This window comes from Pontimicrobium sp. MEBiC06410, from assembly GCF_053601615.1.
Genome location: NZ_JBSHNT010000149.1, coordinates 197,495 through 213,183 on the forward strand (window position 1 = coordinate 197,495; position 15,689 = coordinate 213,183).

Consider the following 15,689-nt stretch of genomic DNA (forward strand, 5'->3'; position numbering starts at 1 on the left):
ATGAAGGCGTTAATTATAGATGATGAACCAAAAGCAAGACGACTATTGCAATTGATGATTCAAGAAAATTGTTCAAAAATTAAAACAGTAATCACAGCAGAAGATTTATTAAGTGGTATTGAGGTTTTAAAAAGGGAACAACCACAAATAGTATTTTTAGATATAGAAATGCCAGAACATTCTGGATTAGAAATTTTAGACTTTATAGATAAAACGCATCATAATTTTGAAGTCATTTTTACAACAGCATACAGTGAATATGCCATTAGAGCGTTCGAGTTATCAGCTATAGACTACTTGTTAAAACCAATAAGAGTAGATAAATTACAATCTGCCATAAATAAGGCTTTATTAAGCATTGGTAAATCGCAAATAAATGTAAAAATAGAAGAACTAAGGAATAGCCTAAATAGTTTAAACTTTAAAAAAATAGCACTCCCAGTAGCAGATGGCATTAAGTTTGTAGATTTTGAAGACATAATAATGTTAAAAGCAGATGGAATGTATACTAATATTTCACTTCAATCCAGAGGCGAAATATTAATAAGTAAACCCCTAAGACACTTTGTAGAGCTATTGGAAAACACTTCCACATTCTATAAACCACACAGATCGTATTTAATTAATTTAAAATACATACAAGAATACTCTAAAAAAAATGGAGGATATATTGTAATGGATAATAACGAAACAGTATCGATATCTAAGGATAAAAAAGAAGAGTTTTTAGCAATAGTGCAAAGCATAGGGTAAGTTTTAGAAGTTGATATAGGCTTTTTAGAAAAGTTAATATCGTTTACTTTGTAAGTAGAGTTACTTTTAAAGATTATTTAAAATGATAGCGATTATGAAAAAACTAACACTTATACTCTTTATTTTAAGTTTCTCAATTACAATAGGCTCTAATGCTCAAAAAGGATTTGTTAAAGAAGCAGATTCGTCAATATCTAAGATAAATCACTCTATAAATAAACTAGCAAAAGACCCTATTGCACAAACAAATCTAAAGAAAAGAAAAGTAATTCGTAAGAGGAGTACCATTAGTGAAGAAGATTTACTTTATGTGATATTATTAAGCTACTTAAACAAATACTACTCTTCAATTAGAAAAATAAGCTCCAAAAAGAACTAAAAAGTTAGAATGTTCAATACTTTTATAATACTAATTACTACTATGCCTTGTTATAAGTATTAATTTTTGTTTTAGAAATTGAAAACTGCATTTCAGCAATTGGTAATCATTTTCTTGTTAATTAGTAGGTAGTTTTATGCTTTAAACCACAAACTATAATTATACTATGAAAACAAGATTGCTTTTCTTATTTTTTTTATCTTCACTCTCTTATGCACAAATCCCTACAAATGGCCTTATTGCGAGTTATGAATTAGATAATGGAACTTTCGTCGATGGTACAGCGAATATGAATGACTTTACCAAAACTGGTGTGTCTTCTTCCAATACGTCTAATAGGTTTAACGTAGTAAACAATGCTTTAAGTTGTAATGGGGATTACCTCACAAGAAGTGATATTAATTTTGGAAATACTTCTGGTTCATTTCAAAGCGTAAACCAAGTAATAAATTATAGCTTTTGGATTAAAACCTCTACAAACGATTCAAATAGAAGAACCATTATAGATCAAAGTGAACGCTCAGGAACTGGCTTTAATGGTAATGAAACAGGTTATTTTATTTATTTAAAGAATGGTAAAATTGGAGCCTCTTCTAGAGTACGTTATAATAGTAACCAGCTAAATCAAGCAGTACAAGCTAATATAGGGCATACTTTTGAATCAACAACAACTATAGCAGATAGTAATTGGCATCACGTAAATGTAAGTGTAGAATTAACGTTTGTTAATAATACCTCAAATTTTGCGCGTTATGAGTTGAAAAATACTATAACAATAGATAATAACCCAACCCAACAAAACCCTACGACCTTTGTTGCGGCTTTTGGAGTAACTAAAACCATACACTCACTAGGAAACGTTAATATAGCAAATAACAGAATATCTAATTTATCTGGAGTGGATATATACCAAGATGAATTAGATGATATACATGTATATGACAGGGCTTTAACAACAGCAGAAATTAATACATTATTCTCTAATGGGAATTTTTGTGCAGTGCCAGATGTGTCTATTTTAGGAAATACTGCAGTAACCACTAACAGTGCGACTATAAATATATCGCAAACTGGAACGTTCGATTTAGCCTATTTACCAGAAGGAGAGCCTTTTACAAATGCACAAATAATTTCTAATATAACAAATGGAGTTGTACCCTTATCTGGATTAACATCATTAACAACTTATAATGTTTTTGTTAGGGAAAAGTGTGCTAATACAACAGAATGGTCGGTAGTACCTTATAGTTTTACTACTCCAGGAATTGTTTATGTTAATGAAAATGCAACTGGAGCAAATACAGGGCTTAATTGGGGAGACGCTTTTACCTCTCTAACAGATGCATTAGCTTTTGCACCAAGCAAATCTGAAATTTGGATAGCTACAGGAACTTATAAACCAAATTCAGGAAATAGAGAAAATACATTTGCAATAGTTAACGATGATGTTAAGATTTATGGTGGTTTTACAGGAAGTGAAACAAGCATTAATCAACGTAACTTTTACAACAATATAACAATGCTATCTGGAGATATTAATGGTAACGATACAGGAGTTGATTTTGTTGGAAATGGACGAGGAGAAAATGTTTATCATGTAATTACCATTTCAGGAGAACGAGTTATTGTAGATGGTATCGTAGTTTCTGGAGGGCAATCAGATGCAAGTTCAGGAGATAACCGTTTTGGTGGAGGAATTAGAAAACAAGATAACGTTTTAGAGCTAACAATAAGAAATAGTATTTTCGAAAACAATGTTGCCGTTGGGGCAGGAGGTATTTATGCAAAATTTATGGCAGGAGGTCAGTTACTTGTTGAAAACTCAATATTTAGAAACAATGTAGTAACCTACGCAGGAGGAGTATATACTCTAAACTCAACATCAGGAACTTATACTGTAAACTTAAGTAATAGTTTATTCCATAATAATATAACAAAAGATCGCTCTGGTACTGCATTAGGATTTACAGGAAGCGGTGCTTGGTTAAGAGCAAATACAACTAGTAGCAGTTTAGTATCTACAGTAACTAACTGTACTTTTGTTAATAATACAGATATAGGGACACAGCCCTCTGCGGAAAGGGGGGTGTTAGGCCTATCTAGAGGTGGAAATTGTTCTCATAATTTTACGGGAGTTAATAATATTTTCTATCATAATCAAGATGCTAATGGAGATGCAGTTAGAACCTTAAACCAAGGACATTCTAATTTCGCAACGACATTAAATGTTAGAAATTCTATAGCTCAAGACGGTTTTTCAAAAGTTAATGCCTCTAGTCAAACCAATACAAGTAGTAGTAATCCCTTGTTTTCAGATTATTTAAATAACGATTTTACACTTCAAGGGAGTTCTCCTGCAAGAGATAGTGGTGATAATGCTTATGTAACTCTTACCGAAGATTTAGCTGGTAATCCACGTATTGTTAATACAACTGTAGATATGGGAGTATATGAAAAAGTATTAGTTTGTGGTGAAATTTCGAATATACAATCAACAGAAAATACTTTAGCAGCAGATGAGACTACAATAACTTGGAATCATGCATTTAATAATTCTGGACCATACGATTTATCATATACTTTAGTGGGAGAGCCTATAGCAAGTGGAACAACTATAACTAATATTACAAATGAAATATATACTCTTTCAGGGTTGACTTTAAATACATTTTACGACATCTATATTCGTACATACTGTAATGGTATGCCAACAGCATATGTTAAAAAAACAATAGGATTTAAAACACCAATTTTTGTTAATAGCGCTGCTACTGGAAATAATGATGGAAGCTCTTGGGTAGATGCATATACTTCTCTCCAGACTGCATTATCTGTAGCTCAAGATGATGAGGAAATATGGGTAGCATCTGGCGTTTATAAACCACATACATCGAATAGAGATGTAAGTTTTAATATTACGCAACAAAACCTTAAAATATATGGAGGATTCGCTGGCACAGAATTGCAATTATCTCAACGCTTATATGGAGCTAATGAAACAATACTGTCGGGAGACTTAGCTAATAATGACGTTAACCTAGCTAGTTATGTAGACAATTACTCAAATACAACTAGAAATACAGATAATAGTTACCATATTGTTACAATTTCTGCAACAGGAAATAACTTAATATTAGATGGTTTAACAATAAAGGATGCTCACAATAATAAAAGTGCTACAGAGCGAGGTGGTGCGATTGTAAAAGATAAAACAGTTGCAGATTTAACCTTAAATAACTGTATTGTTAAAGATAATGTAAGTAGAAATGATAATGCGGGTCTTGTTTGCGAATATGAGTTAAATAATACTAGTGGAGCAAGAGGTAATTTAATTATTACAAATAGTCGATTTAGTAATAATATGTCACGTTGGGCAAGTGGTATTTATAGTTTTGTAAGGGGGAATACTAATGTAGATATTGTTGTAGAAAACTGTTTGTTCTCTAAAAATATAGCAGCAAATCTAAATAATACAGGAGCTACAGGGTTAAGCGGAAGTGCGTCATGGTTTAGAATTATAGCTAATGGATCTAATGTTACCCTTAAAATAAATAACAATACTTATGTAGATAATTTAGATACAGGAACTAATCAAAATTTAAGTAATAATACTAGAGCTCCATTAGCCATAAGTAGAAATACTCAAATAACAAGTCCGATGACTGCGGAAGTTTCTAATTGTATTTTTTGGAATAATAAAGGGGCTAGTAATGCTAATGTTAGAGCAATTTCAGATTTGTATTTAGTACCAATTTTAAGTTTAGATGTCTACAACTCTCTAGATGCTTTAAATTTTGTAGAAGGTAGTATTACAAGTTCAGTAAATACAGTAACATCAAACCCTATGTTTAATGATGCTATTAATGGTGATTATACACTATCCCCAACTTCACCAGCCCTAAACGCAGGAGATAATACCTATACAACACAACCAACCGATCTTTTAAATAACTCAAGAGTTTCCGGAGGTGTAATTGATATGGGGGCTTACGAATTACCAGTAAATTGTGGAGACATATCTAATATTACATTAGAAAAAATACCATCAGTTACAAATTCTGCAACACTATCATGGCAGCACCCATTTAATAATTCAGGACCTTTCGATTTAGTGTATGTTGAAAGTGGAGAACCAATAGCTAATGGTACCGTAGTTAATAATATTACAACAAATACTTACACAATAACAAACATACTTCCAGAATCAGCCTACGATTACTATATAAGAACTAACTGTTCGGGTAGCCCAACAACTTATGAGATGGAAACTATAACCTTATCACCTCCAGTTTATGTTAGCTTAAACGCAACAGGATTAAACGATGGTACATCTTGGGTAAATGCTTATACCGATTTACAAACGGCTCTATCATCAGTTCAAGGAGGAGAATCTATATGGATAGCAGCTGGAACATATTATCCTACTAGCACGGGAGACAGAAATGCAAGATTCTTAATTAATAAAAACGATATATCACTTAAAGGAGGATTCGCTGGTAATGAAATAAAGACAACAGATCGTATTTTTGGAGCAAACGAGACTATTTTATCTGGAGATTTAAACAATAACGATGCAAATACTCTCGATTTTATATCCAACTATTCTAATACTACAAGAAATGGAGATAATAGCTATCATGTAGTCTTTATAGGTTTCGATGGAGAAAATGCATTATTAGAGCGTTTAACAATTAGTGGCGCACATAATAACTTAAATGCATCAGAACAAGGAGGAGCAATTGTTAAGTTCAAAACAGTTAATAAATTAGACATAAAAGACTGTATTATAGAGAATAATGTAAGTAGAAATGCGTGCGCGGCAGTATTTGCAGAATTTGATCTTAATAATACAGCAGGAATACGAGGAGGATTAAATATTGAAAACTGCGTGATTAAAAATAATATGTCTCGTTGGGGAACAGGAGTTTACACTTATGCAAGAGACAATACTAATATAGATGTAAATATAGTAAACAACTTATTTCAAAGAAATATAGCTGGCGATTTAAATACATCTACAGCAAGAGGATTAAGTGGAAGTGCTGCTTGGGTTAGAATGTTAGGTAATACAGCAGATTTAAACTTAAAAGTAATAAACAATACCTTTGTTAATAATATAGACGAAGGAACCAACAATTCATTAAATAACGCTACAAGAGCAACATTTGCTATAAGTGCAAATAGTGGATTAACAGGCACGTTAAATACAGATATAGCTAATAGTATTTTTTGGGGTAACACAACTGTAGGCGGGAATATAACGAAATCAATCTCTCCATTATATCTATTAGCAGGAAACTCATTAGAAGTATTTAATTCTATTGACCAGGCTGGTTTTAACGATGCAAGTATAACAAATACAACAAATACAAGTAGTTTAGATCCATTATTTAATAGTGTAATAACTGGAGATTATTCTTTATCATCCAGCTCTCCTGGATTAAATAGTGGAGATAATAGCTTTGTAACGGCAATAACAGATTTGTCTAATAACTCTAGAATTATTAATACAACAGTAGATATGGGGGCTTATGAGTTTTTAGGCTCAATTTCTCTAATGCCAAAAGCATTTTTACAAGGTGCAATGTTAGGATCTGGAGCTTCTATAATGAGAGATGATTTAAGAGCAAATAACTATATACCTACAACATCTCCATATGTAGATGCAGCAACCTGTAACAGTTCTGTTTTTGCAGTAACAGGAAATGATGCTATAGTAGATTGGGTACTTATAGAGTTAAGAGATGCAACAACTAATACAACAATTGTAGCTTCTCAATCAGCATTAATTCAAAGAGATGGAGATGTAGTAGCAGTAGATGGTGTGTCTCCAGTAATCTTTAATGTACCAAATGGAAGTTACTTTGTTGTTGTAAAACATAGAAATCATTTAGGGATAATGACAGCAAATACAGTATCGCTAAACCAAACAACAACTATAGTCGATTTTACTAATGCAAATGCACCTATTACCTTTGGTACAGATGCGCAAGCCACTTTTGGTATGCCCTCTGGTCTAGCAGGAATGTGGGCAGGAGATACAGGAAGAGATGGTAGATTAAATTACTTAGGAGGACAGTCAGATGTGCCAGCAATTAGGGCTCAGGTATTTAATGACCCAGCTAATTCCATATTTGGTGGACCTCCAGTAGCAACCTATGGTTCTTTAGGATATTACGATACAGATGTAAATATGGATGGAGCAACTTACTATTCTGGAGCATCAAGTGATGTGTTGTCTATTAGAAATAATATATTTAATAACCCGTCTAACTCTGTATTTGGCGGACCTCCAGTAGCAACCTATATTTTTACACAACAGTTACCAGAAGGAGCAAATTAATTAATGACATATTTTTTTAAACGGTAGTTTGTGGTTTTAATTATTGTTTATAATCCCGTTAAAGTATAAACTTTTTCGGGATTTTTTTGCTTTAGAAACCCATAATAGTATTTCAGAAACTAAAGAGAAACTCAGTATAAATAAGTCATTTCTTTTGTAGATATCTTAAAACGCTATAGATGAGTAATACACTATCCATAACAAAAACCACTTTTTTATCTACAGATTTATCTATTGCTAAAAAAGACTCCTTTAAACATAAAGCAGCAACACTTATTTTAGAGAAAGCTAAAGAAATCTCATTACAACTAGGTATTGTAGATGAAACCCTATACCGAGATCATACTACCATGACTAATTACTTATATGTTAATGGAGCAATACAAAAAATGGTAAATGTTTTGGTTACATATGATGCACTATATTTTTTAGATGACTTTTTTGGAGAAGATACAGTTAAAGGTGAGGTTGCTAATTTAGAAACTATTTTAGCATTATGGGAAGGAGAAAAAGTAGAAACAATTTGTAAAAATGATAAACTAGAAAAATTATACCAAGCTATAATTTACATTAGTAAAACAATAAGAGAAAATAGCCCTAGTAGTTTTTTTACTAAATACACAAAATCTGTTAAAGAACATTTATACTATGCATTAAAAGCACCAGTATACAAAACAGTTAACGACTATATAAAAATCCGTTTATATACATCGGGTATGATTCCAGTAATAGACCTAATGGAGTATGTAAATGATAATTATGTTCTAGAACATGTAAAAAAAGAAGTCCCGCTTTTAGAGCCATTAGAGCAAACATGTGCACTAATTGGTGGCTTGGCTAACGATTTGTTTTCGTATGCTAAAGAAAAGCACAGTAACTATAATTTAATAAATGCATATTTAACTACAGGAGAAGCCAATACGCTAGAAGAAGCAATATTAAAATCTATAAACCTAGTTAATAAACTATCAGAAGAATTTGAATCGAATATGCTACAGATTAAAAAAGAAATACAATTTCTAAACCCTGCAAATCAATCCATTATAGAAAAACATTTACAAGGATTAGATGTTGTTGTCTCGGCCAGCTACCATTGGCAAATTAATACAAAACGGTATAAACATTCTGAAGCCATTTTTGAAGACTTAAAATTATAACAAACGAGTATAACTAATGAGAACCTCTTTATTTATTAATTGTATTTTGGCATTTACCCTTACAATTTCTAGTATATATAGCCAGAATTTCACAGAAGAAACAAACACACCTTTTATGGGTGTAAATGGATTAAAATCAATCCAATTAGGAGATGTAGATGATGATGGAGATTTAGATTTAATAGGGATTTCTGGAGGAACAACAGCTAGACTGTTTAAAAATAATGGAGTTGGTACTTACATAGAAGAACAAAACGGGTTTATTAATGACCCAGTAGAGAATATAAGATTTGTAGATATTGAAGGAGACAATGATTTAGATGTTTTTGTTATTAGAAATATAAGTACTACAGGAATAGATAGAGTGTATGATATCTATGAAAATAATGGAGTAGGTGGTTTTACAAAACATCAAATAAGTGGCATAACAACTAACTTTAATAATGTAAACTCTGCACTTCAATTTGCTTTTGGAGATGTAGATGGGGATAATGATATGGATATGACCATATCTGGACTAACAACACAATTCTCTGCAAAAATATGGCGGTATGATGGAAACTATACTTATTCTCAATTATTCTCAGGGATATTACAAGCCGTGGATGGAAAAACAGAGTTTGCCGATTTAGATAATGATGGAGACCAAGACTTACTTGTAATTGGGCAAAATCTTAATGGAGCAGTTTATCATAAATATTTTAATTCAGGAACAGGAACCTTTACCCTTGGAAACGTTGATAGTTTAGAAGGTGCTTTCTTTGGAGATTTCGATTTAGGTGATGTAGATGGAGATGGCGATTTAGATGCCGTTCAAGTAGGTTCTAATCGTTCTACAGGAGTAATGGCAACTCACCGCAATAATGGCGCTGGTCATTACTCTTCTTACTTTGGAGTTCCAGCAGCAAACTACACCGTGTTTTCAACAGTTAAATTTGCAGATTTTGATAATGATGGAGATCTTGATATTGTGGGGGCATGCATGAGTGCAACTCCAGATATGAATATCTTTTTAAACTTAGGAACAGGACAGTTGTCCCCAATGAACGGGCAACCTTTTGGAACTGTTAATTTTAGACCAGAAATTCAAGTAGGAGATATAGATGGAGATACAGATATGGATATTGTACTTACGTATCAAATTTCAGGAGTAAATATGTACACTACCAAAATCTTTAAAAATAATATTGCTACATTATCTATAAAGGAAAACGTAATAGAAAACATAGCATTATATCCAAACCCTACAAATTCCATTTTAAACATAAAGACCTCTTTAGTAATTAAAGAAGTAAGTATTTATTCATTATTAGGAGAGCCCCTTTTCAAAACAAAATTAAAAACAATAGATGTTTCAAACTTACAAGACGGTCTGTATATACTTAAAGTTGAAACAGAAAATAAACTTAGTCAAGCCTTTCAATTTATTAAACACTAAATTATAACAACTATGAAATTATTAATGATTACCGTAAGCTTACTTATTGTAAGTTTTACTTCGGAAACAGCAACAACTACCATTGAAACACAACCATATTCTGAAACTATAGGAAGTAGTTTTTCTTTAGTAAACGATACAAAAGAGAAAGTCTCTATACATACAGGAAGCGGCTTTGTAAGTTTAAACAAGGGCTCTAAAACAAGTGTTTCTTGTAATGTAGGGAAAGAAGTGCGTTGGGCTAATAAAGGCAAAAAAGGAGACGTGATTTTTAAAATAGCATCTAAACATTGCGGTAAAACAATTAAACTGTCTAAACTAATAGATTAAAACTTTAAACCTATGAGAATTTTAAAACCCCTAATATTATGCCTTACAATTATTCTTTTTACTAATTGTAATAATGATGATGATTCGCAAAATCAAAATGATGCATCATCTACAGTTGAATTACAAAAAGATAGAGAGGCATTAATAGAGATTTATAATGCAAATACTAGTAATACATTAACATGGGATATAAGCTCTACCAATTTATCGACTTGGGAAGGTATTGTAGTTGAAAATAATAGAGTCGCAGTTTTAAATATTGGAAATAAAAATATAGAAACTTTACCAGAAACTGCTTTACAACAGCTTACAGCCTTACGTAATTTAACGGCTAATGATAATACCCTTACACTTGTAAATATTAGTTATAATATTAATTTAAAGAGTTTGCAGCTATTTAACAATCAGTTAGATGCTATAAGTCTTTCTACTAATACTTTATTAGAGCAAGTACTAGTAGAAAATAACAATATTGAAAGTTTAGATGTTAGTATGTTATCAAATCTAATAGACTTAAAAGCTAAACAAAATAACTTGACAAATACTATAAATATCGCAAACGGAAATAATAGCAATATGTGGCGTATGGAAGTGGGTATTAATCCAAATTTATCTTGCATACAAGTCGATGTTGGTGCTACAAACGGTTATAATGGTTGGTTAAAAGATTCTAATATGATATATAGTACAAGTTGTATGTAGAACTTCAAAAATAGTCGCTTTTAAGAAGGAGAATTCTATATAGGGTTCTCTTTTTTTATTTATAAACTACAGGTATAATCTCTCCTTTAGCTAAGCAATACTTTTCTACATCATTTTCCTTAAGAGTTGAGGTGTAATCAACCTCTTCAACAGTGAAACCAATACCACGTAATTTGTCAAAGTAATCCCTGCCATAAATACGAACATGATCGTATTGTCCAAAAATTGCAGCACGTTCTTTCTTGTCAGTAATAGAATCATCCTCGAAAGTCATTTCACGATTTAAATCTTGTGGAATTTGAAAAATTCCCATACCACCAACTTTAAGTACACGATATAATTCCTGCATCGCTTTAGTGTCATCTGGAATATGTTCTAAAACATGATTACAAAGAATAATGTCATAACTATTATCTTCAAAAGGTAAATTACAGATGTCTGCTTTAACATCTGCTAAAGGCGATAGTAAGTCGGTAGTAGTGTAATCAAGGTGCTTTAATTGTCTAAATCGTTTATAAAAAGCTTGTTCTGGTGCAAAATGAAGTACTTTCTTTTTAGCAGAAAAGAAATCAGTTTCATTTTTTAAATATAGCCATAATAGTCTGTGACGTTCTAATGATAGCGTAGAAGGCGATAATACGTTGTTACGTTGGTTACCATAGCCATATGGTAGAAATGTTTTAAAACTTTTACCATCTATAGGATCTGTAAATTGTTTTCCTCTTAAAAAAAAAGCTAATAAGGGGCGAGCAACATAACTTAACCTAATTAATAAAGGCCTTGGAATAGTGTTTAATATGAATTTGAAAAGTTTTTTTAACACGAATTTTACGAATTTTCACTAATAACTAAAGCCCTATACTTTTATATTTTAAACTATCTTCTCCAAAATTAACTAAAATACCTAGTTGTAGTTTTGAATGCTATTAAATAATTTAAAGTTTGTTTTACATGAGTTGATGGTAAATACAAAACTGTTTTTATTTCTAAAATAATTTTATTGAAGATAGCAAAGCCTGCTTTATAATCTATTGAAAATGTTTTTAACTATAGTACTAAAGCTTTCTGTCTAAATTCATCCTCTTCGTTAGATTCTATACCTAAAGCATCATATATATAAGCGAAAGTAGATAATAATTCTGGTTTACCATCTAAAATAGCAACATCATGTTCAAAATGCGCACTAGGTTTACCATCTAAAGTTGTAATCGTCCAACCATCCTTATGTTGTTTAATACGTTGCGTTCCCATATTTATCATAGGCTCTATAGCAACGACCATACCTTCTATAAATTTTTTACCACGACCACGTTTTCCGTAGTTAGGCATTTCTGGATCTTCGTGCATAACACGACCTAAACCATGACCGACTAATTCTCGTACAACACCATAACCATGATCTTCGCAATATTTTTGTATAGCATAACCAACATCGCCAACACGTTTGCCTACTCTTAACTCTTTAATACCAACATAAAGAGATTCTTTAGTTACTTGTAATAATTTTTCTGTGTCTACATCTATTTCACCAACAGGAAAGGTATAAGCATGATCTCCATAAAAGCCATGTTTAATAGCACCACAATCTATAGAAATAATATCGCCTTCAACCAAAGGCGTGTTATTGGGTATACCATGTACTACTTGAGCATTAGGACTCATGCATAATGTGTTTGGGAAATCGTATAATCCTAAAAAACCAGGTATGGCACCTTGGTCTCTAATACATTCTTCCGCAAGTTTATCTAATTCTAAAGTGGTTATTCCAGGGGTAACAGCTTTAGCAATCTCACCTAAAGTTTTAGAAACTACTAAAGCAGCTTCTCTCATTAACTCTATTTCTTCTCTTGTTTTTGCAATTATCATAAACCTTCTATTTAAAAACGGAAAAATCCTTTTTTCTTCTTTTGTTTTGGTAGCTGAGGGGTTTCTTTAGTTAGCATTTGGTATATTTCTCCCCAACCTAAAATACCACCAATATTTCTATCGTCTATAAATAAATCTGCATGAATTTTACGGCTAACACCTTCTACAGAATGCTCTTCTGGAAAACTTTTGTTTACAGCATAAAACTCAATACCATTAGCTTTACAAAATGCTACAGCTTCATCTAATTTTTTACCATGGCGATAAGTCCATAATATTAAGCGGTGCCCATCTGCCTGTAAACGTTTTAATGTTTCGAAAGCAAATAATCTTGGGTCTCCAATACCTGGGTAACCATCTTCTACAATGGTGCCATCGAAGTCTACAGCTATTATAAGTCCTTTAGAAATATTCATTTAAATAGTAAAATAGAATGCAAAAATACAATTTTTATTACGGTAATTTTAATACAGTAATAGTGTTAGTTATTAAATTAAAGCTTCTTGTGTCATTGCTTTAGGTTTTTCAATACCAATAAGCTTTAAAATAGTAGGTGCTACATCTCCTAAAATACCATCTTTAATGGTGTTTAAATCTTTGTCTATTAATATAACAGGAACAGGGTTTGTAGTGTGTGCAGTGTGTGGAGAACCATCTGGGTTAACCATAGTTTCACAGTTACCATGATCTGCAATTAATAAAGTAGTATAACCATTATCTAGAGCAGTTGTAACGACTTTGTTTACACAATTGTCTACAGCTTCACACGCTTTTATTGCTGCTTCCATAGAGCCAGTATGGCCTACCATATCTCCATTAGCAAAATTTAAACACACAAAATCTACATCTCCTTTTTCTAATTCAGGGACTAAGGCATCCGTAAGCTCGTAAGCACTCATTTCTGGTTTTAAATCGTAAGTAGCTACCTTGGGAGAGTTTTTAAGTATTCTTGATTCCCCTTCAAATGTAGTTTCTCTTCCTCCTGAAAAGAAAAAAGTAACATGAGGATATTTTTCGGTTTCTGCTATTCTAATTTGTGTTTTACTGTGCTGCTCTAATACTTCACCTAAAGTTTCGGTAATATTATCTTTATTAAAAATAACGTTGATGTCTTTAAAAGTCTCATCGTAATTAGTCATAGTTACATAATACAAGTTTAATTTTTTCATATTATATTCTGCAAAATCTCGTTGAGATAAAGCATCCGTTAATTCACGACCACGATCTGTTCTAAAATTAAAAAAGATGACAACATCTCCTTCTTGTAGTGTAGCAGTTGGTTGTCCTTCAGAATTAGACTTTATAATAGGTTTTATAAACTCATCAGTAATATTGTTATTGTAATTTTGTTGAATACTATCTAATATATTAGAAGACGAGTCTCCTATTCCATTAACAATAGCATCATACGCTAACTTTACGCGCTCCCAGCGATTGTCTCTATCCATAGCGTAATAGCGTCCGGTTACCGAAGCAATTTCAGCATTTTCACCTTCAATGTGTTGCTGTAAATCTTTAATAAAAGCTTTACCAGACTTGGGGTCTACATCTCTGCCATCTGTAAAAGCATGAATATATGCTTTTTCTACGCCACTATTATTAGAAGCATCTACTAGTGCTTTTATATGATTAATATGTGAGTGTACACCACCATTACTAACTAAACCTAAAAAATGAACAGGTTTATTGTTGTTTTTTGCATACTTAAATGCGTCTATTAAAACTTGTTCTTTATAAAGCGTGTTACGCTCTACTGCTAAATTAATCTTTGCTAAATCTTGATAAACAATACGGCCAGCACCTAAATTCATGTGGCCAACTTCGCTATTTCCCATTTGCCCTTCTGGTAAGCCTACATGTAAGCCATCTGTTCTAAGTTGTGCATGCGCGTACTTAGTATATAAGCTATCAATAAATGGTGTTTGTGCGTTATCTATTGCAGATACTTTTGGGTCTGGAGATTTACCCCAACCATCCAGTATCATTAAAATGACTTTTTTGTTCATTACTATATATTTAGGACAACAAAGATATAAAACTAAACTCCTGAAATTGTAGTGATTTTGCATATAAAATAACGAAATCGTTTTAGCCTAATTAATTATGAAATATAAAAGTAGAGAGAGATTTTTACTAAAAAAGGAAAAATAATATGATTTTGTGTTATTGTTAACATATTAACTAGTAATAGTTAAAGAAATGTTATTTGCAAAAAAACACGTAACGTTTAAAAACTATCGTCGTCTCTTATATATAATCAAAAAACAAAAATCATTAATTAAAATCTTTCATCATGAAAAAAACAATCATTATCGCAGCAGCTTTTGTATTCTCTTTAACTAGTGTAAATGCAATGACAACAGCAGAAACAACTCCAACAACTTTTAAAACACAACCAGCTTATAATGTTAGTGCATTTTGTGTAGCTGTAGTAAAAGGAGACGTTGCCACTGTAAAAAAGCTTATAGAATTAGGAGAAGACGTAAATAAGATGTCTAAAGGAATGACACCAGCAATGTATGCAGCAAAATACAATAGAGTAGAGGTACTAAAGTTGTTGATAGCAGAAGGCGCAAATTTAAAAAAACGCTCTGCAAAAGGAAAAACGGCTAAACAGTATGCTAAATTGACAAATGCAGAAGCAACATATGCGCTTATAGACAATACTTTAAAAAATAAAAAGTAAGTTTATATTAGGACGGTACAGAAATAGTAAATAAA

Annotated in this window: 13 protein-coding genes; 8 read left to right on the forward strand and 5 right to left on the reverse strand. The window is 31.9% G+C overall.

The genetic code is table 11. The annotated features are described in order from the left end of the window. From ACVC08_RS09315 to ACVC08_RS09345, 7 genes are all read left to right on the forward strand, one after another. Positions 1 to 753: a LytR/AlgR family response regulator transcription factor gene (locus ACVC08_RS09315; RefSeq protein ID WP_452601829.1), complete on the forward strand. Its 753-nt coding sequence runs from the start codon at positions 1 to 3 to the stop codon at positions 751 to 753. A gap of 94 nt (positions 754 to 847) precedes the next feature. Next, positions 848 to 1,132, forward strand: a complete 285-nt coding sequence (locus ACVC08_RS09320; RefSeq protein WP_452601830.1) for a hypothetical protein — start codon at positions 848 to 850, stop codon at positions 1,130 to 1,132. 166 nt (positions 1,133 to 1,298) lie between these two features. Continuing rightward, entirely contained in the window at positions 1,299 to 7,475 is a 6,177-nt protein-coding gene (locus ACVC08_RS09325) for a choice-of-anchor Q domain-containing protein (RefSeq protein ID WP_452601831.1), read from the forward strand. 179 nt (positions 7,476 to 7,654) lie between these two features. Continuing rightward, positions 7,655 to 8,632: a terpene synthase family protein gene (locus ACVC08_RS09330; RefSeq protein WP_452601832.1), complete on the forward strand. Its 978-nt coding sequence runs from the start codon at positions 7,655 to 7,657 to the stop codon at positions 8,630 to 8,632. A 16-nt stretch (positions 8,633 to 8,648) separates the two neighbouring features. Then, positions 8,649 to 10,070 (forward strand): FG-GAP-like repeat-containing protein, encoded by a 1,422-nt coding sequence (locus tag ACVC08_RS09335; RefSeq protein WP_452601833.1) that lies wholly within the window; start codon positions 8,649 to 8,651, stop codon positions 10,068 to 10,070. Between the two features lie 12 nt (positions 10,071 to 10,082). Then, the gene (locus ACVC08_RS09340) at positions 10,083 to 10,400 is read left to right on the forward strand and encodes a hypothetical protein (RefSeq protein WP_452596679.1); all 318 of its coding nucleotides are present in this window, start codon (positions 10,083 to 10,085) and stop codon (positions 10,398 to 10,400) included. A 12-nt stretch (positions 10,401 to 10,412) separates the two neighbouring features. Further along, complete coding sequence (locus ACVC08_RS09345) at positions 10,413 to 11,102, forward strand: hypothetical protein (RefSeq protein ID WP_452596680.1); 690 nt, start codon at positions 10,413 to 10,415, stop codon at positions 11,100 to 11,102. 55 nt (positions 11,103 to 11,157) lie between these two features. Here ACVC08_RS09345 and ACVC08_RS09350 read toward each other — a convergent pair whose 3' ends face one another. The 5 genes from ACVC08_RS09350 to gpmI form a co-directional block, all read right to left on the reverse strand. Beyond that, entirely contained in the window at positions 11,158 to 11,925 is a 768-nt protein-coding gene (locus tag ACVC08_RS09350) for a methyltransferase domain-containing protein (protein WP_452601834.1), read from the reverse strand. 68 nt (positions 11,926 to 11,993) lie between these two features. Further along, entirely contained in the window at positions 11,994 to 12,074 is an 81-nt protein-coding gene (locus ACVC08_RS09355; RefSeq protein ID WP_452601871.1) for a hypothetical protein, read from the reverse strand. Between the two features lie 75 nt (positions 12,075 to 12,149). Further along, on the reverse strand, positions 12,150 to 12,968 hold the full coding sequence (map, locus tag ACVC08_RS09360; protein ID WP_452601835.1) for a type I methionyl aminopeptidase: 819 nt from the start codon (positions 12,966 to 12,968) through the stop codon (positions 12,150 to 12,152). Between the two features lie 11 nt (positions 12,969 to 12,979). Next, positions 12,980 to 13,384: a BT0820 family HAD-type phosphatase gene (locus ACVC08_RS09365; RefSeq protein ID WP_452596683.1), complete on the reverse strand. Its 405-nt coding sequence runs from the start codon at positions 13,382 to 13,384 to the stop codon at positions 12,980 to 12,982. A gap of 72 nt (positions 13,385 to 13,456) precedes the next feature. Then, complete coding sequence (gene gpmI, locus ACVC08_RS09370) at positions 13,457 to 14,974, reverse strand: 2,3-bisphosphoglycerate-independent phosphoglycerate mutase (RefSeq protein WP_452601836.1); 1,518 nt, start codon at positions 14,972 to 14,974, stop codon at positions 13,457 to 13,459. A 287-nt stretch (positions 14,975 to 15,261) separates the two neighbouring features. Here gpmI and ACVC08_RS09375 point away from each other — a divergent pair, with 287 nt between their 5' ends. After that, complete coding sequence (locus ACVC08_RS09375; protein WP_452601837.1) at positions 15,262 to 15,654, forward strand: ankyrin repeat domain-containing protein; 393 nt, start codon at positions 15,262 to 15,264, stop codon at positions 15,652 to 15,654. The last annotated feature ends 35 nt before the right edge of the window (positions 15,655 to 15,689 follow it).

Bases quoted from the DNA above. Each gene is read 5' to 3' on its own strand.
- ACVC08_RS09315 (WP_452601829.1), top strand. From the start codon at position 1: ATGAAGGCGTTAATTATAGATGATGAACCAAAAGCAAGACGACTATTG.
- ACVC08_RS09320 (WP_452601830.1), top strand. From the start codon at position 848: ATGAAAAAACTAACACTTATACTCTTTATTTTAAGTTTCTCAATTACA.
- ACVC08_RS09325 (WP_452601831.1), top strand. From the start codon at position 1,299: ATGAAAACAAGATTGCTTTTCTTATTTTTTTTATCTTCACTCTCTTAT.
- ACVC08_RS09330 (WP_452601832.1), top strand. From the start codon at position 7,655: ATGAGTAATACACTATCCATAACAAAAACCACTTTTTTATCTACAGAT.
- ACVC08_RS09335 (WP_452601833.1), top strand. From the start codon at position 8,649: ATGAGAACCTCTTTATTTATTAATTGTATTTTGGCATTTACCCTTACA.
- ACVC08_RS09340 (WP_452596679.1), top strand. From the start codon at position 10,083: ATGAAATTATTAATGATTACCGTAAGCTTACTTATTGTAAGTTTTACT.
- ACVC08_RS09345 (WP_452596680.1), top strand. From the start codon at position 10,413: ATGAGAATTTTAAAACCCCTAATATTATGCCTTACAATTATTCTTTTT.
- map (WP_452601835.1), bottom strand. From the start codon at position 12,968: ATGATAATTGCAAAAACAAGAGAAGAAATAGAGTTAATGAGAGAAGCT.
- ACVC08_RS09365 (WP_452596683.1), bottom strand. From the start codon at position 13,384: ATGAATATTTCTAAAGGACTTATAATAGCTGTAGACTTCGATGGCACC.
- gpmI (WP_452601836.1), bottom strand. From the start codon at position 14,974: ATGAACAAAAAAGTCATTTTAATGATACTGGATGGTTGGGGTAAATCT.
- ACVC08_RS09375 (WP_452601837.1), top strand. From the start codon at position 15,262: ATGAAAAAAACAATCATTATCGCAGCAGCTTTTGTATTCTCTTTAACT.